The 21244-nt window shown below is 63.7% G+C and carries 21 protein-coding genes; 11 read left to right on the top strand and 10 right to left on the bottom strand.

All coding sequences use genetic code 11. The annotated features are described in order from the left end of the window. The first annotated feature begins 24 nt into the window (after positions 1-24). From ADL12_RS40295 to ADL12_RS40275, 6 genes are all read left to right on the top strand, one after another. Complete coding sequence (locus tag ADL12_RS40295) at positions 25-291, top strand: hypothetical protein (RefSeq protein ID WP_062712719.1); 267 nt, start codon at positions 25-27, stop codon at positions 289-291. 19 nt (positions 292-310) lie between these two features. Continuing rightward, positions 311-499, top strand: a complete 189-nt coding sequence (locus ADL12_RS40290; protein ID WP_062712718.1) for a hypothetical protein — start codon at positions 311-313, stop codon at positions 497-499. Positions 500-713: 214 nt separating this feature from the next. Beyond that, on the top strand, positions 714-974 hold the full coding sequence (locus ADL12_RS55800) for a hypothetical protein (RefSeq protein ID WP_062712715.1): 261 nt from the start codon (positions 714-716) through the stop codon (positions 972-974). Next, positions 971-1291 carry a VRR-NUC domain-containing protein gene (locus ADL12_RS55795; protein WP_062712713.1) on the top strand — a complete coding sequence of 107 codons (321 nt, stop codon included), beginning with the start codon at positions 971-973 and terminating at the stop codon, positions 1289-1291. The genes ADL12_RS55800 and ADL12_RS55795 overlap by 4 nt, the downstream gene beginning before the upstream one ends. A 158-nt stretch (positions 1292-1449) precedes the next feature. Beyond that, on the top strand, positions 1450-1668 hold the full coding sequence (locus tag ADL12_RS54570; protein WP_159053448.1) for a hypothetical protein: 219 nt from the start codon (positions 1450-1452) through the stop codon (positions 1666-1668). Beyond that, positions 1668-1949 carry a hypothetical protein gene (locus ADL12_RS40275; RefSeq protein WP_062712711.1) on the top strand — a complete coding sequence of 94 codons (282 nt, stop codon included), beginning with the start codon at positions 1668-1670 and terminating at the stop codon, positions 1947-1949. The genes ADL12_RS54570 and ADL12_RS40275 overlap by 1 nt, the downstream gene beginning before the upstream one ends. A gap of 68 nt (positions 1950-2017) precedes the next feature. Here the strand turns inward: ADL12_RS40275 and ADL12_RS40270 are convergent, their stop codons facing one another. The 3 genes from ADL12_RS40270 to ADL12_RS54565 form a co-directional block, all read right to left on the bottom strand. Then, complete coding sequence (locus tag ADL12_RS40270) at positions 2018-2983, bottom strand: hypothetical protein (protein ID WP_062712709.1); 966 nt, start codon at positions 2981-2983, stop codon at positions 2018-2020. 309 nt (positions 2984-3292) lie between these two features. Then, positions 3293-4231 carry a hypothetical protein gene (locus tag ADL12_RS40265; RefSeq protein WP_062712707.1) on the bottom strand — a complete coding sequence of 313 codons (939 nt, stop codon included), beginning with the start codon at positions 4229-4231 and terminating at the stop codon, positions 3293-3295. A gap of 234 nt (positions 4232-4465) precedes the next feature. Beyond that, positions 4466-5467: a hypothetical protein gene (locus ADL12_RS54565; RefSeq protein ID WP_159053447.1), complete on the bottom strand. Its 1002-nt coding sequence runs from the start codon at positions 5465-5467 to the stop codon at positions 4466-4468. A gap of 383 nt (positions 5468-5850) precedes the next feature. Here ADL12_RS54565 and ADL12_RS40255 point away from each other — a divergent pair, with 383 nt between their 5' ends. The 3 genes from ADL12_RS40255 (at position 5851) to ADL12_RS40245 (ending at position 8487) form a co-directional block, all read left to right on the top strand. Further along, on the top strand, positions 5851-6519 hold the full coding sequence (locus tag ADL12_RS40255) for a ParB/RepB/Spo0J family partition protein (protein ID WP_062712703.1): 669 nt from the start codon (positions 5851-5853) through the stop codon (positions 6517-6519). Further along, entirely contained in the window at positions 6516-7955 is a 1440-nt protein-coding gene (locus ADL12_RS40250; protein WP_062712701.1) for a methyltransferase domain-containing protein, read from the top strand. Before ADL12_RS40255 ends, ADL12_RS40250 begins: the two co-directional genes overlap by 4 nt. Before the next feature lie 70 nt (positions 7956-8025). Continuing rightward, complete coding sequence (locus ADL12_RS40245) at positions 8026-8487, top strand: hypothetical protein (RefSeq protein WP_062712699.1); 462 nt, start codon at positions 8026-8028, stop codon at positions 8485-8487. A 181-nt stretch (positions 8488-8668) separates the two neighbouring features. Here ADL12_RS40245 and ADL12_RS40240 read toward each other — a convergent pair whose 3' ends face one another. After that, on the bottom strand, positions 8669-9445 hold the full coding sequence (locus ADL12_RS40240; RefSeq protein WP_062712697.1) for a hypothetical protein: 777 nt from the start codon (positions 9443-9445) through the stop codon (positions 8669-8671). 205 nt (positions 9446-9650) lie between these two features. On the opposite strand from ADL12_RS40240, the gene ADL12_RS40235 reads away from it, so the two are divergent. Beyond that, positions 9651-10202, top strand: coding sequence for a hypothetical protein (locus ADL12_RS40235; protein WP_062712686.1), 552 nt, complete (start codon positions 9651-9653; stop codon positions 10200-10202). Further along, on the top strand, positions 10189-11724 hold the full coding sequence (locus ADL12_RS40230) for a terminase large subunit domain-containing protein (protein ID WP_244188233.1): 1536 nt from the start codon (positions 10189-10191) through the stop codon (positions 11722-11724). The genes ADL12_RS40235 and ADL12_RS40230 overlap by 14 nt, the downstream gene beginning before the upstream one ends. Positions 11725-11742: 18 nt before the next feature. On the opposite strand, the gene ADL12_RS58725 is transcribed toward ADL12_RS40230, so the two are convergent. The 6 genes from ADL12_RS58725 to ADL12_RS40200 form a co-directional block, all read right to left on the bottom strand. Next, positions 11743-12273 (bottom strand): HNH endonuclease, encoded by a 531-nt coding sequence (locus ADL12_RS58725; protein ID WP_107120148.1) that lies wholly within the window; start codon positions 12271-12273, stop codon positions 11743-11745. A gap of 420 nt (positions 12274-12693) precedes the next feature. Beyond that, positions 12694-14385: a ParB N-terminal domain-containing protein gene (locus ADL12_RS54560; protein ID WP_159053446.1), complete on the bottom strand. Its 1692-nt coding sequence runs from the start codon at positions 14383-14385 to the stop codon at positions 12694-12696. A 166-nt stretch (positions 14386-14551) separates the two neighbouring features. Next, on the bottom strand, positions 14552-15814 hold the full coding sequence (locus ADL12_RS40215; protein WP_062712678.1) for a restriction endonuclease: 1263 nt from the start codon (positions 15812-15814) through the stop codon (positions 14552-14554). Positions 15815-16040: 226 nt separating this feature from the next. After that, positions 16041-18212 (bottom strand): ParB N-terminal domain-containing protein, encoded by a 2172-nt coding sequence (locus tag ADL12_RS40210; RefSeq protein WP_062712675.1) that lies wholly within the window; start codon positions 18210-18212, stop codon positions 16041-16043. A 217-nt stretch (positions 18213-18429) separates the two neighbouring features. After that, entirely contained in the window at positions 18430-20169 is a 1740-nt protein-coding gene (locus tag ADL12_RS40205; protein ID WP_062712673.1) for an ATP-binding protein, read from the bottom strand. A gap of 400 nt (positions 20170-20569) precedes the next feature. Further along, on the bottom strand, positions 20570-21040 hold the full coding sequence (locus tag ADL12_RS40200; RefSeq protein ID WP_062712769.1) for a hypothetical protein: 471 nt from the start codon (positions 21038-21040) through the stop codon (positions 20570-20572). Positions 21041-21244: the final 204 nt, after the last annotated feature.

The raw sequence follows: 21244 nt of genomic DNA, 5'->3' as shown, positions 1-21244 counted from the left end.
GTCACAACCAATAGGAGATGAATCGTGAACCTTGGAGACTCCCTCGCCCAGCACGCCCTCACTACAGGCAGGCGCGTCACACCGAGTGCCGCACCGCCCGGCATCACCCGCTTGGCCATCACCCTGCCAGACGGCAGCATCCAGCACTTCGAACGCGCCACAGCCGGCGACTCAAACGGCTGGCGCGCCACCGACTTCGAAAGCGCGGGCGGAGGCTGCGCCTTCAACGAGCCCATCACACCCCAATGGGGCCGCGGCCTCGACACCTTCGTCCCTGTAACTTCCTGCTGATCAGCAAGGAGACATCTGCATGAGCATTGAAAAGCGCACCGCCGTCACCCCTGCCAAGCCCGTCCCCGCGGGCAAGCTCCGCCTGTTCGGACTGGTCGTCAACCATGCCACCGACCCGATCACCGGCGCAGAGCTCAACATGGTCCGGTGGGACGGCACAGTGAAGGCCCTCCCCTATGAGGACGACGAGCTGACTGTTGTCGACTGAGCGCCTCCACGCCCTCAAATAGGTCACGATAGAAAACCATGCTAGGTTCTTGATCGTTGTCGAGCCCAGGCACGGCCCGACCACCCACCCGACTTCTGGACGGGCAGCGACCCCCCGCGCCCCGCCCGCCCAGAACGGCTCGCCGGATGCGAGCCACCCCTCCGGCCGGGACCCGCACCCCACTGCGGGTCCCGGCCCACCCATGGAGACCCAGATGCCTGCTGGAAACACCGGATGCGACGACGACCTGTACGAAGCCCTCATCGCCGAGCGATACGGACGGCCGATGAGCGAACTCCTCCAGGAGCAGACCCGGCGCCCCCTGCCGGAACTCCTCAAGGAACGGCACCGGCGCCCGGCACCCACACCCCCGCAGCGCATACGAATGCCGGTGACACCGGACCCCGAAGCCGCCGCGCACTACGCAGCCCTCACAGAGGCAATCGCCCCCAGACCGCGAAGGAAGACCGCGTGACCGAAGAGCAGTTCCGTCGGCACGTCCGCCAACTCGCAGCACTCCGCGGCTGGACCCTCGCCTACCACACGCACAACTCCCGCAGGTCCGACGCCGGATGGCCCGACGAGGTCTACGGCCACCCCAAGGCCAAACGGACCTTGTTCATCGAGTTCAAGTCCGACACCGGACGCATACGGCCTGAGCAGCGCGAGTGGCTGCGCCACCTCGCCGACTGCGGGTACGAAGCAGCCCTGTGGCGGCCCAAGGACCTGGCGCTGATCGTCAAGATCCTCTCTCCCGACGGTCCCCGCGCCGAACTCCCCGACAACCTCTGACAGGAGACACCCCGCCTCGTGCTCGACCGCACCAACCGCCACTCCGACGTACCGCCCGCGCCCGGCTCCGTGTGGTGCAACTCGTGCGACAGCTGGTTCAACGTCATCACCAACACCTGCCGCTGCAACAACCGCTGACCTCACCGAAGAAGAGCACCGTGAACCACTCTGATCGCACGGCCGCAGCCGCACGCACAGCGCCGGCCCGCGACCAGAGCGCACGCCCGAACACAGGGGTGACGAGAGAGCAGGCCCTGGACGAGATCGCTCGCCTCGCCAACAGGCTCTGCGACCACCTCACAGACGGCCAGTGGCGCATCGCGGAGCAGATCCGCCGTCTCGCCGAAACCGCCCGCACCAGCACCGGAGCCTCCTAATGCACGCCCGCTTCGAAGCCCTGCCCGACCAGCGCCGCAGCCAGGAGGCATACGACACCGCCCAGGCCCTGCGCGAGCGACCCGGCGAGTGGGCGCACATCGACAGCCACGCCAACCTCAACCGGGCCACCAACCAGGGTCATCGCATTCGCACCGGCAAGATCGCTGCGTTCCGCCCTGCTGGCGCCTTCGAAGCGCAGCCCCGTAGTGCCGGTGACGGCACCGCCGACGTCTATGCCCGGTACGTCGGTCAGGCGGACGGGGCAACGTCTCCCTCCTGAATCCGTGCCCTCCTCTCGCTCATGCAGCGAGGCAACTCCTCCGGGCAGCAGGGCAGTCCCGCCCTGGCTTAGTCAATGACTACGAGCGGCAACTTGTCGTGCAGGGCCTCAGCCGCAGCCTGATAGGCGGCTGAAAGCGGGGACTCCGGCTGCTCAGCCACAGCCAACAGGTGGGGCTGGCCGGGGCGGTACGGCTCACGAGGCAGCCTTCCCAAGATGGGGGTACCGCCCGCCGCCATCTGCTCGTCGACGGCCGCGACAAACTGAGGTGAGGCGTGTGGAGTGTCATCTCCCTCTGGCCGCCGTGGGTTCGCGGGCTCGATGAGCAACAGGCCGGCCAGTGGCCAGTCTGCTCGATACTCCTCGCGGAACATCCACAACAACCGGCGTCGGAGTTCGATTGCTGCTTGCGCGGCGTCGTACGGGAAGGTACGCACGATCCGGTGTCCGTTCTCGATGACACCACGCCGCTCACCGGTGGGTACGCGCTTGTCGACTTCGATGTAGACGTAGGCCTCGGCCAGGTCGGGCAGTGCTCGTTCACCGCAGGCCACCAGGAGGACACGGTCGTAGAGCGGAGAGAGCACCTCCAGGGCCAAGGTCGCTGCCTGCTTGGGGACTTCGTGGCTCTCGCTTGCGATGTCGATGGTGGCTTCATCCAGAGCACCGGGCCCCTCCACAGGCCTCACCGGAGTGGGCTGCAACGTCAGATCGCCAAGATCTACGGCGTCCGTACCGCGGTCGCGCGGCCAGCGAGATGGGAACTTGGAGGAGTAGCGCAGGACGAGAATGCGGTCTCCCCGTGTCGCCCAGACGAAGCCGATGTTCTTCACGATCAGCCGAGTGTCGTACCCGCTGCCAAGGAACCCGAGCGTCTTCGCCCGCTGGAGGGCTGGCCTCGAACGCGTGCTGTCGGAGGCGTGGGAATCGTTGTGGTTGAGAGCCTGCTGGTACGTCAGGCCTCGCCCTTCAGCCTTGGCGCGGTTACGCGCCTTGACGCCGTTCGAGCCGTTCTTCACCACGGTGTAGTCCAAGCTGGGGCCCCACGCGTCCCCGACTCGGACCCGGCTTCGGGCAGAACTCTGTCGGGTACACGGAGCCCCTTGCCCGCGAGTTGGGCGGAGCCTTCCGCGCCGACTGTGCTCCGCTACGGCGTGGGGCGCAACGGTGGCGGCGGCGAGCGGCGTACGTGACTTGCCGACCGGGAGACTAGCGTCTGCCCGCATCCTGCGCCGGGCATCACCTGCTCATGGGCGTGGCGCGACTGACGTCTACGGGAACTCCGATCACGAACAGACCGTTGGAGCAGGTGAGACCCCGCAGCATCCCCCGTCTGCGGGGTCTCACCACTGTCCCACTACGGGCACCGTGTCGAATGATCCCGCTGCGAAGGACAGGACGCGGAACTCAACTTCCCCGCGGTCGGCAACAGGAGCGGTCAGCACGATCGGCTCGTTGGCCGGCACGAACCCGTACAGGTCCTCCTGCTCGACCAGGATCAGGTCGAGTCCGAACACCGGGTCTCGGAGTGCCGCGGCGAGCTCGGCGAGGCGGGGCGGCCGGTCACGGGTGTGAGCGAGGTCGAAGCACCATCGGTGCGGCATGCAGCTGAGTCCTTTCCAGCCGTCTGCCGCATGGCAAGCAGCGACCGTGTGCAGGAGCGCGATGCGGCGCAGGAGGCCGCTGGCAAGCCACGTCTGCCGCTGCCAGCGTTTGGCGTACTCGCTGGAGCCTTCGTAGTACTCGGAGTCCCAGCGCATCTCACGTGGGGTCCAGGCTGTGGGGCTGTCGCGCCAGGCCAGGACATCAGTCGTGTCAGCCTCGGAAAGGAGTTCGGCTTCGGCGAACTTCCACCAGCGGGCTGGGAGGCCTGTCAGTCGGACCGAAGCGAGGCTCCCGACCTGGCGCAGTTCGATGGCGTGGTTGTGGCGCCGGTGGACGCGAAGGCCCGGAACTCCGTGCACGTCCCCAACGGGTGTCTCCCACCGCGGCAAGATGTAGCGGAGGAGCTGCAGGGCGGTGGTTTCACCGTCAACTCGTAGGTGGAGCGCGTCGGCCAGTGGGCGCACCGCTTGGATGCCCAAGGGATGGCTGGTGATCTCTCCCCTGGCGTCCAGGATCTGCTCGAAGAACCGTGCCTCAAGGTTGAGTTGCGCCCGCGCCGGGGCGGGGATAGGCGGGCTGCCGGCTGGCTGAGCTTCGATGGCCTGCTGCGCTTGCAGATAGCTCTCGCCTGTGTACAGGGCGCGGGTCATAGCCAGGCAGCGGACTTTGGTGCGCATTGCGGTGCCTTCTGCCGTGCCGCCGACCTCGGTACGGCTCTGGAAGACGCCGATGGTGCGTTGCCGTGGAGTGCTGCAGGGGAGGTAGCCGAGCTACTTCTCCCCGCTCTTGGCGCCCCGGAGGGTCGGAGGGCACCGCGGGGGCGGCCTCCCGTGGGGCCGCAATGCCCGGCACCGTATCCAGTGTTCCCGGCGCGGCGGTAGCCGCCACGCCGGGATCCATGCGCTGCGAATTCAGGTCGTCCAGGCAGCCTGGTGAGGGTCCGGCAACGACTCGGCCAGGGTGAGGCCTCCGGCGGTAGCGATCGCGCGTGCCGCATGCCGAAGGTCGGTTGCCGTGTCCGAGTCGGGGCTGTCCAGGACGGTGATGGGGCGTTCCTCGCGGTTGGGCACCATGAGGTTCTCTCTCGGGACTGTGGCCAGTACGGGCAGACCGCAGGCGGCGAGCCGCCGATGAACCGCTTGCTCGAATTTCGGCGTCGCGCTGCCCGGCTCATGCCAAGTGCTGTGCACTGCGACGATTCCCAGGAGCGGCAGGTCTGCCCGCAGGAAGGCCAGGTGACGGTCGCGGAGCAGGGTGGCGCTCTGGCTCGCGGTGAGCGGGCGCTGGATCTGGTGCTGTCGTCCCTCAGCGAACTGGACGTGATGCTCGACTGCGGGAACTGCGGCGTCGTACATGAGGGCGACGAGACCGTCGATCGGCGGGCACGGGTAGTGCGGAACATAGTCGGGCGGCAGATCGATCGACTCCGGGTTGAGCAGGATGATGGAGTCGACTTGGGACCGAAAGTGGTCGATGACGCCTCGCACCGCTGCGTGGTCTCGGTCGGACTCGGTGACTACGGTCAGCTCCGTCAATCGGCCCGCGACGGCCTCTGGACGCAGCTTTCCCCATGTCGTGTGCTCGGGCTCACGTAGATCCACTTCCGGCTGCCGCTTGCGGCGCCGGCTGTTGAGGAACTGAACAAGTCGTAGGTCAGGGCGTCGTTGCTGGAGCAGGAGAACTCTCAAGCCGTCCATGGCCCAGGCTGCAGCCATGTTCCGGATGAAGTCCCCCGTGTCCTGGTGGTACTCCCGCCCCTTCTCCGCGAAGGCCAGCACGGGCGCTGCTGCGCTGCGGAGAGCAGCTGCACTGTGGTTGCCGTTGGAGCCGATCCTGCGGGCGACCGAGTACGACGTGCCATGAAGTTGGGCCAGCCGGCGGGTGCCTTGCTTGCGATCACGAGCGACGGTCATGTTGAAGTCCTCCGGGCCAGGCCCCACGCGCAGGGCCCGTCGGATGGCTCAACAGGCTGGGGAACGAGGCGCGATTCACTCGGAACCTTGGCCGCAGTTGCTGGCACGGCGTGGGCGGGCAGCACGGCTCGGGCAGGCACCGCTGCCCTCTCGGCACAGTAGACCCCGCCCAGATCGCGACAGTGGAACCAGGCCGATGGTCACCCAGATGAGGGAGGCGGGGCGGTTGATCGGGCCGTCACTGGCTGCACGGACAGGCCTGAGCCACAGGATGGCTCCGACGCGTTCGAGCGGACGTACTCCTCGTGAAGCGCGACAGGACATGGCCCAGACGCACTCGTCTGATCACCTAGGCTCGATCATGGGCGCGGGGCTGGAGCCCCGTGTCCACTGCCGCACCTCGCATACCTGCCTCGCTCGCGGACCTCGCCGTCCCCGTTGCCGAACTCTCCCCGTACCACCGCAATCCACGGAACGGTGATCTCGATTCCATCGCGGAGTCGCTGTCCGTCAACGGCCAGTACCGGCCGATCGTCGTCAACCGCGGTTCTCTGACGGGCCGCCCGAACGAGATCCTCGCAGGCAATCACACGTTCAAGGCAGCCAAGCGACTCGGGTGGACCGACATCGCGGTTACCTTCCTCGATGTCGATGACGACGCAGCAGCGAAGATCGTCATCGTCGACAACCGCACATCGGACCTGGCTGGGTATGACACCGCGCTCTTGGCGGACATCCTCACCGGACTCCCGAACCTGCAGGGCACGGGTTACGACCAGGAGCAGCTGGACGAGCTGCTGGATGAGACGGCGCTTCCGGCGCCGATCGAGCTGCCGACCGATGGTGCAGACACCGGGGCGGCGGCGACGGTCGACTATCTGCAGTGGGGATACATGCAGTGGTCCTCGACACGCGTACGCATCACGCAAGCCGAGGTCGAATTGCTGGACTCGCTGTACAGGCAGTTCGTCGACGGGCACGACTCCGATCTGGGTTTCGGCTGGCACGTCCTCAACGAGGAACACCGCGCCGAAGAGGGTGCCGTCGCGTGACCTCTCTCGACGTACGGTTCGACCCCGCCTACCCGCTGGAGAAGCTACGGCCCGCGGACTACAACCCTCGGCGTCTGTCTCCCGAGTCGTTCGTCCGCCTGCAAGGGTCGCTGCGCCGGCACGGCGTCGTGAAGCCCGTGATCCTCAACGCGGACGGCACGCTGGTCGCAGGCCACCAGAGGACCAAGGGTCTTAAAGCAATCGGGCAGACGACAACGGCAGCGATGATCCTGCCGCAGAAGGTCCGGCTTCAGGACGAGATCAAGTTCAACCTCCTGCACAACCGCGTCGAGACCGAATCGTCCGTGGTGTACGCGGAGCCCGGGCCGATCGGCCAGTGGTGCTGGATCCCCTGGCAGACCATCGAGGTGGAGGAGTCGAAGAACCTCCCCTTCCAACAGGCGATCGGGTTCATGACCGCCGCCCATGGCCCGTGGGGCTCCGTCGTCATCGATGACCAGGGCCGCATTGTCCTGAACGCCGAGTACGCGGCCGTCGCCAAGGCCCAACGCTTCGACATCCTTGCCTGGACCTGCGCCTCCTTCGACGCCGGCCAACTCGTCGAGGACCTCACCGGCGAGTACGGCGTCTACGACTGGACCGGCCTTGAGGAGCAGGCCCCGGTGTGGAACCAGCACATTGTCCAGCCCAACAGGCTTAGGGAGCACTCCTCGAAGGCGAAGGCCGACAAGGTCCGCTACAAGTCTGAAGTGTGGGAGCGTCTGGTCTTGCCATGGCTGACCACCTCGCACCGGGTGGTGGACTTCGGAGCCGGACACGGAGACTACGCCCGCCACCTGCGCGCCAAGGGCTACAAGATCCAGGACTACGAGCCGTACCGGACCCTGAAGGGCAAGTACGCCGTCGACATCCGCACCATCGTCGGCCAGATCCGCGGCATCGAGCGCGAGCTGAAGGAGAACGGGCTGTACGAGGTGGTGGTCCTCGACTCCGTCATCAACGCCACCACCAGCCTCGACTACCAGCACTGGGTCCTCGTCACCGTGAACGCTCTGTGCGCCGCCGACGGGCAGGTATGCATCGGCACACGGAACCTGGAGCGGGAGCTGGCGTACGAGAACTCCGAGCATTCCATCAGCCGCGACTCCACCCGCCTCTCGTTCCTCGACAGCGAGAACGTAGACATGCGGTTCGTGCGCGGCAAGTGGCAGCGCATCCGCTACCACACGCCGGAGTCTCTCCTTGGTCTGCTGTCCCGCTACTTCGAGGAGGTGGCGATCAGCGACACCACCAGAGCCACGGTCAAGGCCGTCTGCAAGCGCCCCCGAGTCCTGCCGATCGAGGAATACGAAAGGGCATTGTCGGAGGAATTCAATATGCCATACCCTAACGAATTTAAGCACGGCAAGCACGAGGGCATTTCGTCAATTCTGGTAAAATTGATCAAGGATAGGAATTCCACTCTGGAGGGGTAGAACAATGAATTCGGGGGCGGACTCAGACAGGGTCCGCGTAGACATTGAAGCCCGTGACAGGTACCGCATCATGTGGCTGGCCGGCATCCGTGAACTTGACCTGACCCAGCACTGCTTGAAGACGTTCGGCGACTGCGACCGGCCACACATCAACACCCATCAGCCCCGGCAGACCCTGCACCTGCCCGCGGCGAATCCGCCAGTCGCCTGGTACCTGTGCGCACTGCCGATCCCCTGGGACTGGTCCCGCAACGCTCACCTTGCGTTCGAGTACGCGCCGGGCCAGACCTGGCAGGGTGATGCCCTCGTGCGCGGCCTGGGCGTGCATCTGACCAATGCCCGCCCCATTCTCGGCTGGGGTGAGCACACGGTTCCCCTCGATGCACCGATGCGGCGGTCGAAGCTCCATCGCACCTGCCGGAACTGGCAGTTCGGATGGTGGCTGCGGCTAAACCGCGATGTCCCAGACTCACCAACTCCGCCAGCGGACGACGCCGACGAGAATGGACCAGAGCAGCTGACGCTCGCATGACCCACTAATCGAATGCGGGGCCACCAGAAAGACCGGCGGCCCCGCAGCGGTCCGACCACCCGCGCCGACGCCTCGGCCCCTGCCTCAGACAGCCCTCTTATCCAGGCACGGCAAGCCGGCCGGGCGGGTGGACTTCTACGCGATCTCACTGCACCATCGGGAATCCTCCTGTTAACCGCCCCTACACCGGTGCCGCCGTGAGATCCACGACGGAACTTTCCGCCCAGAGGTGCTCAGCCTGTTGGCGGTAGCACTCGAACCACGCGCCGTCTGCCAGCGTCAAAGCAAAGATCGGGCGTGATTCGCCTGACTGCCGGAATGCGTACAGCTGGATGCACAGCAGCGCGTTGGGCTTCGAGGCGTCAACGAAGTTCATGCCGAACTTGAGAGCTGAGGTCGTGGTCCGTACCTCCAGTCGCCCGCTGGTGTCCGCTTGGAGTCTGGCCAGCAGGCGCAGGGACTGTCGGATTTCTCCGCGGATCTCGTCAGGGCGTGGGCGCGTGGGCTTGTTCTGCGTGCTCACCGCCGCATCGTCGGCCTCGGGGTCGGTGAGGAGGATGCGGAGCTTCGCGCCCCGCTGCAGGTTCTGCTCGAACTCCTGGTACGAGGTCTCCAAGGCCCTGCTCAGGCTGACGCCGATGATGTACACGTCGGAGGACGTCTCACGGCGGGTTTCGAGATCTCCTGGGAAGTCCGTCCGGAATCTCACCCCCGCATCGCGACCACCCCGGGCCATCTCGTCCACAGCGGACCGTGTCGCGAGTGTGCTGAACGCGAGCACTGCAAGCACTGCCAGGATGGCACTCATGATCTTGCTGGTGGGCGCTATATCAAAGGCGGCCAGAATGCTGGTCCCGAGAGCCACGACGACGGTGGCGTAGACATCGAGATTTCGCCTGGCCGCAAGATCCTGTCGAAGACGTTCCCAAACAGTCACACCATCCCCCTCATCCAGCATGCGGTAAGTCAACCGCCCATCTCTCAACAGGCTTTGTGACTTCGGGTGGGCAATCGAGGAGGAGTCTCGCGCGATCGCAGCGGGGGCAGCAACCAACTTCTACTTGGCACTCCCCTACCTCGGCTCGGTCGAATGCGCGAAACGAGGCTGCTGCGCTCCAGTAAGGGATCATGGACGGTAGGCGCGGGGCCCAGGGAGTTGTGTCATGGGCCGCCCCAACCGCGCTACACGGGCCGCCATCACCCAGCGCCGCGCTGACGCGATCGACCTCAAGCTCGCCGGCGTCGACTGGCTGACGATCGGCCGCAAGCTCGCGGCCGACCCAGCCATCAACTCTGATGGTGTCGCGTACCCGCAGGGGTACGGCATCGACAAGTACAAGCGCGGTCTGGAACCACCGACCGACAAGCGCCTCATCGAGCTGGCCTGTAAAGACGTCTCCAAGGCCCTCGTCGAGCGCACCACCGTGCTGGACGAGAACACCGACGAGCTGCGCCAGCTCATGGTGGAGCGCCTCGAACGCCTCTTCTTCACCGTCTACCGGGCCGCGATCCGCAACGGCGACTACCAGGCCGTCGACCGGGCGGTGCGGATCATCGAGCGCAGCAGCCGCCTCCTCGGCCTGGACCGGCCCGTCCGTACAGAGCTGTCCGGTCCAGACGGTGGGGCGGTACAGGTCGAGACCGCAGGCCTGGATGAGCTGGAGCGGCTGATCAGCCTCGCCGGAGGCGATGCGGGCGAGGGTGGCCAGGGCTGACGAGGCCGCGGTTCTCCAGCTGTACCGGTCGCTTCCCCCGCAACGCCGCCGTGAGATAGCCGCAGCCTCCACCCCCGAACTCCGCGGGCGACTTGTACGCATCGAGCGCGAGCTGGCGATGGACCGTTCGCCCGGCGCGATGGCGTCCGTCCTCACTGACGGGCGGGAGATGCAGGCCCCGCACCTGGCGAAGATCGATGCGGCATTCGAGCAGGTCGCTGCCGGGAAGCCGACGAAGCTGCTGCTGACCATGCCGCCCCGGCACGGCAAGAGCCGCCGTGCTGCCCGCTGGGCGCCGCTCTGGTACCTCCGGCGTCGCCCAGAGCACCGGGTAATGATCGCCTCCTACTCCTCCGACCTCGCCGATGACCACGGCCGGTGGATCAGGGACGCGATCCTCAACTACGGCCCCCAGATCGGCATCAACCTGCGCACCGGCTCGTCCGCCGCGAACCGTTTCGACCTGGCCGGCACTGAGGGCGGCGCCGTCATGGCCGGTGTCGGCGGCGGCCTCACCGGCAAGGGCGCGCACCTGGCCGTGGTGGACGACCCAATCAAGGACGCCGCAGAGGCCTCCTCGCCGACCATGCGCAAGCGGCTGTGGGAGTGGTGGCAGGCGGTCCTGCTGACCCGCATCGAGCCCGGCGGCTCCGTCATCCTCATCCAGACCCGCTGGGATGAGGATGACCTCGCTGGCCGAGTCCTGGCAGACGAAGGCGACCGCTGGACGGTCATCGACCTCCCCGCCCTCGCCCTCTCCGAGGATGACGCTCTGGGCCGTCCTGTCGGCACCGCCCTGTGGCCGGAGCGGTACGACACGGACGCGCTCGCCGAGATCCGCCGCTCCGTGGGCGAGCGTGTCTGGTGGAGCCTCTACATGCAGCAGCCCCGCCCGCAGGACGGTGGCGTGTGGCAGTGGCCGTGGATCACCAACAACCGCATCAGTGCAGCCCAGTTCCGCGGCGTCGACCTCGCGCGGGTCGTCGTGGCCGTCGACCCCGCGGGTGGGGAGTCTGCCGTCGGCGACGAGACCGGCATCGTGGCCGCAGCCAGTGACCGAGAGGGGCACTTGTACGTCCTGGACGACCGCTCTGGTAATCGCGGCGCCGACTCCTGGGGCCGGGAGACGTGTTTGCTCGCCATCGAGCTGCGGGCTGACGCGATCGTCGTCGAGTCGAACTACGGCGGGGACATGAGCCGTCAAGTCCTGCACCAGGCGTGGCAGGAACTGGAGCGGGAGCAACGCACCGAGAACATGCTCATGCCCGCCGTCTTGCCCGTCACAGCCAAGCACGGAAAACGCTTGAGGGCTGAGCCGATAGCCCAGCTCTACGAGCAGGGACGCGTCCACCACGTAGGCGAGTGGCCACCGTTGGAGCAGCAGATGGTGACGTGGGTCGCCGGCATGGACTCACCGGACCGTATGGACGCGGCTGTACATGCCCTGACGCAGCTCGCCGCTCCGGGCGCCACCACCACGACAGAGTCCTATGCCGACGGTCGCCTGCATGGGCGGCGATAGCCCCGCAGGGCAACGCCTTTACCTACTCGACAGCAGTGTTGGGCTGATGAGTCGGTGCCCTGCCCAGGGGTCGTGCTGCCGACAGACGACCATGAGATTCGTAGGTGTCAACGCTCCTTTGAGATTGCGAGGAGCAACGAACAATTCGTTGGTGGTCAGACGTGCGCTACATCCCTCGGGTGCCTCGCACCGCGCGCGCGTTGCGACTATGCGCAGCATCCAGAGTGGTTGGGGTACTGAAGTAAGACCGAGAGACGGGTGATCTATGACGCCCGCCGACCAAGCCTTGGCGTCGTACACACTCCACAGGCTGCTCTTGACAATGTTGCACCAGCCGCAGGCCAGTTTGAGATTATGGACATCTGTTGCGCCGCCTTCAGCGACAGGGATTACGTGATCGAGTTCCACACCCAAGTGCCTCGGCTTCACCCCTCTCGGACGAGTGAAGTCGACCAGGCTGTGAGGCTTAAAAGGAGCATTGGATCGACCAAGAAAGCGGTCCTTCGCGTGCGCCGAGAACCGGTAGCCACACAGATAACAACGCTGCATAGGCTCATCTCTGAACCAGACAGCATTCTTAAGCGCACGATCAATGCTGGGCCTACCTGCCGTCCGCCTAGCTTCGACTTCTCGCCACGCAAACATTGCAAGCTGGCGCGAGGTCGCCATAATTTCATCCAGCGGCGCACTAGGGTCGAGCTCGCGCAGGCACGTGGAAATCTCTTTAAGAAGGTGCCCTATATTGTCACTATTACGCGCATACCTTCCGAGATCGACGATTCCTTCAATGAACCAGCGCCCCACAGTCATTGAGTAGTCGGCTCGGAGAATCCACTCATTCTTACCCAGCAAACCCTCCGGAGTGCTTAGGTGGGAAACTTTCCGGACCCCATCTTCTGACCACCGATCCGGCAGCGCCTCAGCGAGCACGCTGTAGAAGTTTTTAATCCCGCGAGTGTCCATATCGCGTTAGGGCTTAAACTTCTTGGGCATGGCGCTCGACGGGACTTTTCGATATTCATGCCAGTTCTGCGACCATAGATGCTTCACTACCAGCTGATCCTTCTTTGCTCCTTCCAGTTTCCAATCCCTGTTGAAGTACGATGCGTTCACCCGCCCACCCATCAACCACTTGTCGAGCGACGCTTCAAAGTCTTCAAAACTCGCGAGCGGTTCACCCTTGGTGTAGATGAAGTCGAAGTAGTCGCATGCCAGAATGGTCAGGGAAATCTTGTTGAACAAATTGCTCTCGGACGTACTACCCCATCCGTTGAGCGTATCAACGTCGCCAGGATCGCCGAAGTAGTCGCGGATCTTGGAATAGAACCGAATGAACACTTCACGCCATGGGCCGTCAGGACGCGACCAGTCTTCAAGTCGTTCCGATTCCGAGTCCCCAGACACCAGGCCGCATTCAGGGAAGTAGGAATCTCTCCACGCCTTCGCGTAGTCGACCTTTGCGTGGTAAGGCCGGCCTCCCTGCAACTTACGGAAAATCGACACAAGCCCCTGGAGGACACTCCACTTGAGCAGGTCGGGACGATCGCCGCCCATGCCAGTCTGAACCAAGTTCCGGAACGGACTCTCTTCAGCTCGCGTGAGGTAGGCGACAGCTTGAGAGTCCTCGAGCTCGATGCCCGCACCTTGAAGACGCTTGGCTACCTGTTGAAGCTCATCACGACTGAGACTGGTCGAAACAATGGTTCCGAGTAGCGCCTTCCCCATGGGAATCGCCTTCTGATTTACAACAACAAATTGAAACACATGCTCGCTCGGACTCTCATCCATGAGAAGTGAAACCGGCAGCTTCCGCGACAAGTCGCGAATTACCTTCCGCTCCGCCTCGGCTGGATCCAAGCCACCCTCGACTGCGTCGAGAATATTACTCTTTCCCTGGGAAGTTTTCGCCAAGGAACGTGCCGACAGGACGGCCCCTCGCAGCCTGTGTTGCCCGTCGACAAGCACCACTGGCTTCAGGTATCCCAGCAGGGCGCTCTTCGTGAATCCCTGCACAGCATCGATATCTTCGATGCCCAGATGCTCCAATACCTTAATTCTTCCCTTGAGCTCGGTATAGAATTCTACAATCCGAGTCTCTTCCGCAAGCAATACTGTGGCGGCGTCGCCCTCATCGCCACCATTATATTCGCTTGCTGCATCTCCGTTTAGATCTTCACTCTCATCAGCATTCTCCGAATCAACGCGCTGACTCTCCAGTTCGAGGAGTCGGGTCACCCGAGCCTGATCTACAACGCTATCGTTAAGCGAGTCAACGCGCTCTTCGAGGCGGACAACAAGCCGCTTTAGGAGCTTGAGCATGGATACCTTCGAGTAGTCCTCGTAGGTGATTTTCAATTCGCCAAACGGAGAGTCCGGTTCGAGCGCCTCGAACACAATCTTCTCTGGGTCTTGGAGGGCAGCAAGGAGCGGATTTTGCGTAACGTTATGCCTATCACCGAAGAACCTGGTCAGTTCACGAATCCGACGCGGATCTTCCTCGCGCTGGAATCCTGAAGTCTCTTCATCGCCGAGCCTCCGCCGCTGTGGAACTCCCACCCATTCTTCGATATCCAAAGCTGGGGCGGCGAACAGCACCAACGGCTTACTCTCAGCGGTCTGTAGTGTACGAAACGCCTGATAGGTGTGCGTTATCTCGTTCACCTGTTCCCCCAACCCATGCTCGGACCATGATCTAAACAGGTCCCGATGCTAGCAGTTTCATGCCTGTTCGTTTTTACTTCGAACCATCCATATGGCCGCTAATGCGCCCCTGTCGCTGCGGTATCCGTCGCGCTTGACACATCCACCCGGCACCCGCCGGATGGCTTCACAGACCAAGCTGCGTGAGCCACCTGAGCACCAGTGTGGCTTGGGTTGAGCTGAGCCCCGCAGGCGGATCATCAAGGACTCGCTGCCTTCTCGCGCGGTCGTCGGCAAGGTCTACGACGAGCGCCCGCACCTCGGCCGCCCCTGCGATCCGGGCCAAGAAGGCTTCACGCAGCAGTCGCGGATCTCTGTCGTCGACGAAGCGGCGTCCGAGGAAGGTGAGTGTGACGTGACTGCTCTCGACCTCGGCCAGGCCCAGGGAGAGGAGGACCCGCATCCGGCGTCGCGCTTCGTCCGCCCTTGAGATGCCTGGGAAGTGCTGTTGGAACGCTTCAATGTATTCGTCTAGCGTCGGCTGCTCTTCCGCTAGCTGAGCCATGATCGCCAGCGTGGACAGGTAGTCGGCGTTTCGGCCCCCTGGCAGCTGGGCCAAGAAGTACATCTGGCTCCCTTGCCGAACTCCAGACGAGACCTGGTCACCTTCAGTCGTGGCAGTAGCCGTAGCCGCAGGTGAACCACCAGTCAGGCGTTGCTCGTCTAGGGAGAAGAACGCAACTCGAGCAGTCTGGACCCCAAGACCGTGTTCGACCATCAAGTCTGCGAGCATTTGTCCATCAATGAGATGGACTGGGCTACCGTCCTGGCGGGCTGCATCTTCAAGCGCAGGTCTCGAAAAGCCGCTTGTCGTGACTATGACGCCCTGCTGAGTGGATTTGAGGGAGCCACGCAGTTGTTGCACTTCCGGCCGCCCCACAGGCTTCCGCCACCGCTTCACCTGCAACGCAGTAGGGACACGCGTCACGCCGCGGGCAGACAAGATGGCGTGTACGTCGACGCCCCCGTCGTTCGATCGCTTGGTGACACGGACCTCTTCATAGCCAATCGCGATGAGGAGCTGCGCCACGATGTGCTCGAACACAATCGGGTCGCACTCCCTGAGCTGCTCAAGGAGATCCAGCTTGACCCTCTCGTTCCACTCCTCTACCGCGGCTTCTGCCGGGTTGCCCGGTGGGCGAAGGCGCACCGATTCCCCGTCAGTGATGCCGAAACGAGGGCGCTTGCCGCGCGCTGCGCGCCTAAGCTCGTCTTCTCGGAGAGCCTGCACCAACTGATGCTCAGCCGCCAGGGTCGTGGCGGAGGTGTCTCTCTCCGGGCCGAGCGCCGTGATGAGCTCCTTCACCGAGAGCGGACCCAACTGGCGTTTCCTCAACACATGTTCAACGCGATCGGCAAGTGTTTCGCTGAACTGTGCCGGCTCGGCCATTCTGTCTCTCCCCGGAACTGAGATGGCTGGCCGAGTGCACAGACGCGGAGGACCGCGTACTCGACGCCAAAGGATGATTTTCACCTCACGAGACTCGGACGTCACCGTGAGGTTGTATGTCAGGTCCGCCGGTGTACGGACCTACGGACTTGGCCGCAGCTGCACGCAGAGCATGGCCGAACCTCGCCAACGTGCAGCTTGGGCCTGGCTCTCGGCTGTCCTCCGGCTATTCCGCTTCTCGGCCCGCGTCATCCAGGTCGAGCTCCCCCTGCTTACTGCGGCGGATCGGCTCGCTCAGCCAGGCGTCGAAGTCGTCGTCCGACACCTCGAACCAGTCCTTGAGTGCCTTCTTGAGGGCGGCATTCGCTTGCTTCTCGGCGACAGGCCGGAGTTCGGTCTCCTGCGCGGTGGGCTGGTTCGTCTTGAGGGCCTTGAGTTGCTGCTTGATGCACAGGTCCAGGTACATCCGCCGGGCTTCGCCGAGCTTGATGTCGAACTCTTCGCGGTCCGGCAACCACTGGGCCACATGGGGCCATGCGGTGGGGACCGCCAGTGCCTGCATCCAGAAGTAGCGGAAGTAGACGGCTTGGGCAGACTCCATGTTCCCGATCTGGTTGATCGGGTTTGTGATGCCAGTCTTGTTGAAGGCGACCTTTCGGTCACGAGTTCGGCCGTGCTCGATCTGGAAGAAGGCGTTCCATGCATCGACAAGAGCTTCCGCGAAGGCCGGGAGGTCTTTGAGTTCGACGCCGCCGGGCTGCGTCTTTCGCACTTCCCAGAGCGAGCCCATGGTCATGGCGAGGCCGAGCTGGCAGGCGTGGGTGTTGAGGACGCTGTAGGCATCCTTGCAACGCTTGACGCGCTCGGGACGGGTCGATCGCAGGTACTCCTGCGCACGGTACTGGTCGAAGTCCTCCTCTTTGCCTTTGAGCGCCTCCCAGGCGCGGATCACATCCGACTTGGGCAGCCGGCGATCTGCGTTGTCCCTGTGTTCCATGTAGTGGTCGTAGCTGTCACGCAGGGTCCAGAACACACCCACCCCACCGAAGAGAGCGTCGTGGGCCAGAGCCGCGAACGTGTCGGCGACGTGCCAGTCGTCCTTGAGCTTGGTCAGCGCACTGGCGTGTGCCGCGTACGGAGCGGTCCTCGACAGCAGTGTCAGGATCGCCCGGCCCCATGTCTCCTGGAACCTGGCGCTGATCGTCTCCATCTTGCCGAGAGGGAACTGCTTGTCTCCGAGAGAGTCCCGATCAAATGGGATGCCCCCGTCCTCGAAGTATTTCTCCAGAAGGGTGTCTACCTCGAGCTGACCGCGCATGAAGTCATCACGCTGATGCTCGCTCTCCTTGCCGGAGATCCCCTGGGCGACGTTGGTGAGGTACTTCGACGGTCCGAAAATGCAGCGGTTCACAGCCATCTTGAGCAGGTTGATGTTCGTGAGCACCGACCACCGTGCCGGGCGGTGGCTGTTGACCTCCGGGTTGTCGTACTCCACCGCGTACAGCGGAACGTAGGAGGCATCGTTCCGGCTTCGCAGCTCACTGAGCATGCTTCGCGTGAGGACGTTGGAGAGTTCAGCGTCCGACAGCAGGATGATGCGGGACTCGCTCGGCGGGCGTGCCTCCTTGTTCACATCGACGAACAGCTTCCGGGCGGCTTCGTGGGGCCGGGATCCGTCCCCGGTCTGGTCCGGGAACCAGCACACCGTGACCGGTACTTCGACTTTCGACAGGTCAGGTTCGCCGGCCCCGTGCTGCTCAAGAACACGCCGTACCTGATGTTCGTAAAAGGAGCGGTACTTGACCGCGGAGGTGTCTTGCCATGAGTTGGTCAGAGTCCGCTCGATGGCAAGAAGTGCCATCGCACGGTGCTGGCCATCAAGAACAACCAGGCTTGACTCGGCACGGTTCCACCACAGCTTGCCCACATTGGCCCCGTGCGGCTGTCCGTCAGAGCCGAGGAGACGGTGGACCTGGAACGCAGTTCCCGCACGCTGCTCCTGCCAGTTGGCTTCATCGGCGCTTATGGACGTCACCTCCCCCAGCTTGGGAAACGCCGTGGGGCGCTTGTTGTGGAAGGGGAGCACTACAGCCACGATCGGCGGGAAGAACGCTGGACCTGTGGTCTGGGGTTTGAGCAGATATGGGATCAGGTTGACGGCTACGCGGTGGTCGTCGAGGTCGCGTTGGAGGAGCTGGTTGAAGTCGAGGTCGCCTGCATCCATGACCTCGCGGACGGGAGCCAGGTTCTTGGTGAGTTGCCGCTCGGGCGTGTTGGCATCACCACCAAGTCGAGCCTTCGTCATGATGTAGTCGACCCTCCCCGCCGGAGTATCGAAGCTCCCCCACGTGCCCTGCACGTAGTCGCGGAACGTCAGTCCATTGCCCGAGCCAAACATCCTTCACTGCCTTCCCACGCTGCTTCGGTTACGACGCCAGCGCCCGTTGCCCCGGCTCACGATGCGTTGCTTGCTGAGTCTTCTCACGACATCCTGCAGGTCACAGTGCGGCCGCGGGGCCTGATGCAGGAAACGAAACGATCTCGCCCACAGATCGCGCCACTGCGGACGCTGCTGGGGTGGTGACGGACGGCTCCAGCCGTCCGTCACCACAGAGTCACTGGTCCTTAAGTTCTTCCTTGAGCATCGCCTCGGTGAACATCCCCCAGTGGGTACGCAGTTGGCTGTAGTCCTCTTCGGGGTTCTGGGACATGGATTCCGCACGTGCATAGCCCATGAAGAGCAGGTCAATTGCTGCCTCGGCCCGGCGGGCGAGATCGAGCATGTCCTCTGGGGTCATCCCGTCTGTACCTTGGTCAGCGAGCTTCTTCAGGGGGACGTAGACCTCTTTGAAGAACGTGTGCCGAAGGTTGAACTTGACTAGCGCCTTGCCGTTGAGGTGTTGGACTACGATGAACTCTTTGCCGGGCCAACTGGCGTCGAAGAGAGTGATGGGCTTCGTCCGGATCTGTTCGCGGAGCGCATCGACCTTCGCAACATCGACCTCAGGGTCAAGCCCCATGTCCTCTGCGGCATCCAGGACGATCTGCTCCTCCTGCTCCGCAGTGACTGCGCGGCCGGCAAGCCCATGAGGAAGGCTGGGATTCGCCCTCGCCGCAGTAGCCATGCTTGCGTCGTGAGGGCCGCTCTCGAGCCGCTTGCGTGTGTCTACGTCAGTCCAGTGCTCGTGGATCTGCTTGCGGGCTACGCGCACGGGCCGCCGAAGCCAGTCCTTCAGCTGGTTCCGAAGCTTCGTCACCGGCTCGGCTCCGCGCTTGACGTTGCGAACCTGGAAGTACTCGTCCAGCTCCGCAGGGAACGTCACCTCAATAGCGACATAGCGGATGGCTTTATCGTTCCGTGTCGCTTCAAGGAGCCGCGGGATGCTGTCGTAGAAGATCTCGCGACCGTTTCGCAGGATGCTGATCTTGCCTGCGTTCTCGGCGTTGATCTGGAAGTCCCGGATGTCGTCGCCCCGGTGGTCTACCGCACCGCCGGCCCCGGCCCAGGGGCGGAATTCCACGGGCACCAGGGCGACTGTTACGTGAACCTTGTGGCCGTCGATCTCGATGTCTTCGTCCTCGATGATCGTGCCTCGAGGGTCAAGTTTCTGTGACTTGTACTTGCTGATGATGCGGGGGTTGTCTCGCAGGAAGAGGGGGTCGTGGAGTGTGACTTCCTTGCCTTCGAGTTCGATGGTGCGCCCCGTGTCGATGTAGGTCCGGAACGCGCGTGCGATGAACTTGCGAAGGTCAGCGATCTTCTCTTCCAGGGACGTTCCGTACGTGCCGCCGGTGGAGAGTCGGTCGATCTTGCTGAAGATCACAACCGTGCCGGATGCGAGTGGGCGGTTGTCCCTGCCGACCATCTGCTTGGCTGCCTCTTCGGGCCAGCTCTGCACCTCGTCAGTGCTGATGTACTGCTGCTTGCCCTCGCGGACTTCTTCAAGGTCGACGTAGCTGTGGTGGATCGTGGGGCTGTTGGCGCGCTTGCTGTAGATGTCGATGCGCTCGCCCAAGCTGAGGCCGGCGAGCTTCAGCCCCATGCCGAAGCGTCCAAGGCCATCACGTTCGTTGTAGCGGGCGCTGTAGCCGATGGACAGCACGTTGTGCATGATCGCTGGATCAATGCCGACGCCGTTGTCGGAGATGATGAACTTCTCGATGCTCTTCTTGCGAGCGCCGTACACCGGGAGGACTCGCATCAGAGTGGCTTCCGCCTGGATTGAGTTGTCCAGGGGCTCGCCGATAGCGGCTGTGAGGTCAAAGCCAGCATCGCGCATGGATTCCAGGGCGCGGTCGACTTGGATGATGTTGCCACGCTGGTCATCTGGTGCCAAGAACAGGGGTGATGTCATCGGAGGCCCTCACTTGTACGTGTTGATGGATTGATCTGTCGTGCCTGGGGTGCAAGACGATGGCTCCGCACGGTGCGCTGTGTAGATCGGCAGTACACACAGCATGCCTTTTGGTGGGCGGGGCGGTCCGGGTGTATGCGATTGGTGATCTCGGGTGCCAGCGTGTGGAACAGGGCGCATTCCACCTCGAAGGCATTGAGAGGGCTGTGGTGGACGTCGTAGGTGAAGTACGCGCCGCGCCGGTTTGTACAGTGCCGGAGGAGTCGTCGCCTGAGGTCCGTGTCGCTGCGGCCTATGTAGCTCGGGACGCCATCCGCCGTGTAGAGCACATACGTTCCGATGTGCTGCGGAGGAATGAGTGCGCGCACAAGCCATGGGCGCAGACCGATGAGTCTCGGATTCATGCAGCCAGCACCGACGTCTTCCAGAGCTGGCGGGCTGCTCTCCGGGCGCGGCTGATTCGTTCTCGTACCCGGGCTACAGGTAGGCCCTCACGCTGCGCGAGGGTCGTGGCATCCTCGCCACGTGCAAGCGCCTGGAGCAGGGCTCGCTGCTCCAGGGAGATTCCGGGCTCGCTGCACAGCCATTCGTTGATCTCGACCAGCGGATAGTCCCGGTCGCTCACGCCCTGCTCGGCGTGCTCTGCGCAGAGGGAGACGAGAGGAATGATGCTTTTGCGGCGCTCGATTACCTCGTATGCGTGTCCCATGGCTGATCGGACGCGGTACTCCGCCGGCGTCGACTCATCAGTGGGGTTGCGCAGAAGCTCGTCGAGGGCTCGGTCGATCCTGTCGAGTTGATAGGTGTCGAAGGTGGTGAGCGCGCTCTGTTGCAGCGCGACAATAGCCCCCTCGACGGGGTGGCTAATCATGATCGCTCCAGAGTGTCTGGTGGCGAACCCCATACGGTGGCTCGCGTCCGTGTGTTGAAGCGTTGCTCATTTAGTTGTCCTGCGAGAGTACTAGACGCCACTGACAGGCGTTGATGAAACCGCCGAATCTGTCAGGTGCCTGGCTGCCCCTCACTTAGATAGGTCGGCCAACAGCGCCTGTTGTTGCAGGCGTTGCTGGGAAAA

The organism is Streptomyces regalis (genome assembly GCF_001509475.1).
Classification (GTDB): Bacteria; Actinomycetota; Actinomycetes; order Streptomycetales; family Streptomycetaceae; genus Streptomyces; species Streptomyces regalis.
Note: the sequence above shows the minus strand (reverse complement) of the source record. Positions and strands in the feature narration are given on the sequence as shown.

What these genes read in the sequence shown, in the direction of transcription:
- ADL12_RS58725 (WP_107120148.1), bottom strand. Translation starts at nt 12,273, where the DNA reads ATGCAGCGTTGTTATCTGTGTGGCTACCGGTTCTCGGCGCACGCGAAG.
- ADL12_RS40245 (WP_062712699.1), top strand. Translation starts at nt 8,026, where the DNA reads ATGTGGCTGGCCGGCATCCGTGAACTTGACCTGACCCAGCACTGCTTG.
- ADL12_RS54565 (WP_159053447.1), bottom strand. Translation starts at nt 5,467, where the DNA reads ATGACCGTCGCTCGTGATCGCAAGCAAGGCACCCGCCGGCTGGCCCAA.
- ADL12_RS40275 (WP_062712711.1), top strand. Translation starts at nt 1,668, where the DNA reads ATGCACGCCCGCTTCGAAGCCCTGCCCGACCAGCGCCGCAGCCAGGAG.
- ADL12_RS40205 (WP_062712673.1), bottom strand. Translation starts at nt 20,169, where the DNA reads ATGACATCACCCCTGTTCTTGGCACCAGATGACCAGCGTGGCAACATC.
- ADL12_RS55800 (WP_062712715.1), top strand. Translation starts at nt 714, where the DNA reads ATGCCTGCTGGAAACACCGGATGCGACGACGACCTGTACGAAGCCCTC.
- ADL12_RS40265 (WP_062712707.1), bottom strand. Translation starts at nt 4,231, where the DNA reads ATGCGCACCAAAGTCCGCTGCCTGGCTATGACCCGCGCCCTGTACACA.
- ADL12_RS40200 (WP_062712769.1), bottom strand. Translation starts at nt 21,040, where the DNA reads ATGATTAGCCACCCCGTCGAGGGGGCTATTGTCGCGCTGCAACAGAGC.
- ADL12_RS40240 (WP_062712697.1), bottom strand. Translation starts at nt 9,445, where the DNA reads ATGCTGGATGAGGGGGATGGTGTGACTGTTTGGGAACGTCTTCGACAG.
- ADL12_RS40235 (WP_062712686.1), top strand. Translation starts at nt 9,651, where the DNA reads ATGGGCCGCCCCAACCGCGCTACACGGGCCGCCATCACCCAGCGCCGC.
- ADL12_RS40290 (WP_062712718.1), top strand. Translation starts at nt 311, where the DNA reads ATGAGCATTGAAAAGCGCACCGCCGTCACCCCTGCCAAGCCCGTCCCC.
- ADL12_RS40215 (WP_062712678.1), bottom strand. Translation starts at nt 15,814, where the DNA reads ATGGCCGAGCCGGCACAGTTCAGCGAAACACTTGCCGATCGCGTTGAA.
- ADL12_RS40210 (WP_062712675.1), bottom strand. Translation starts at nt 18,212, where the DNA reads ATGTTTGGCTCGGGCAATGGACTGACGTTCCGCGACTACGTGCAGGGC.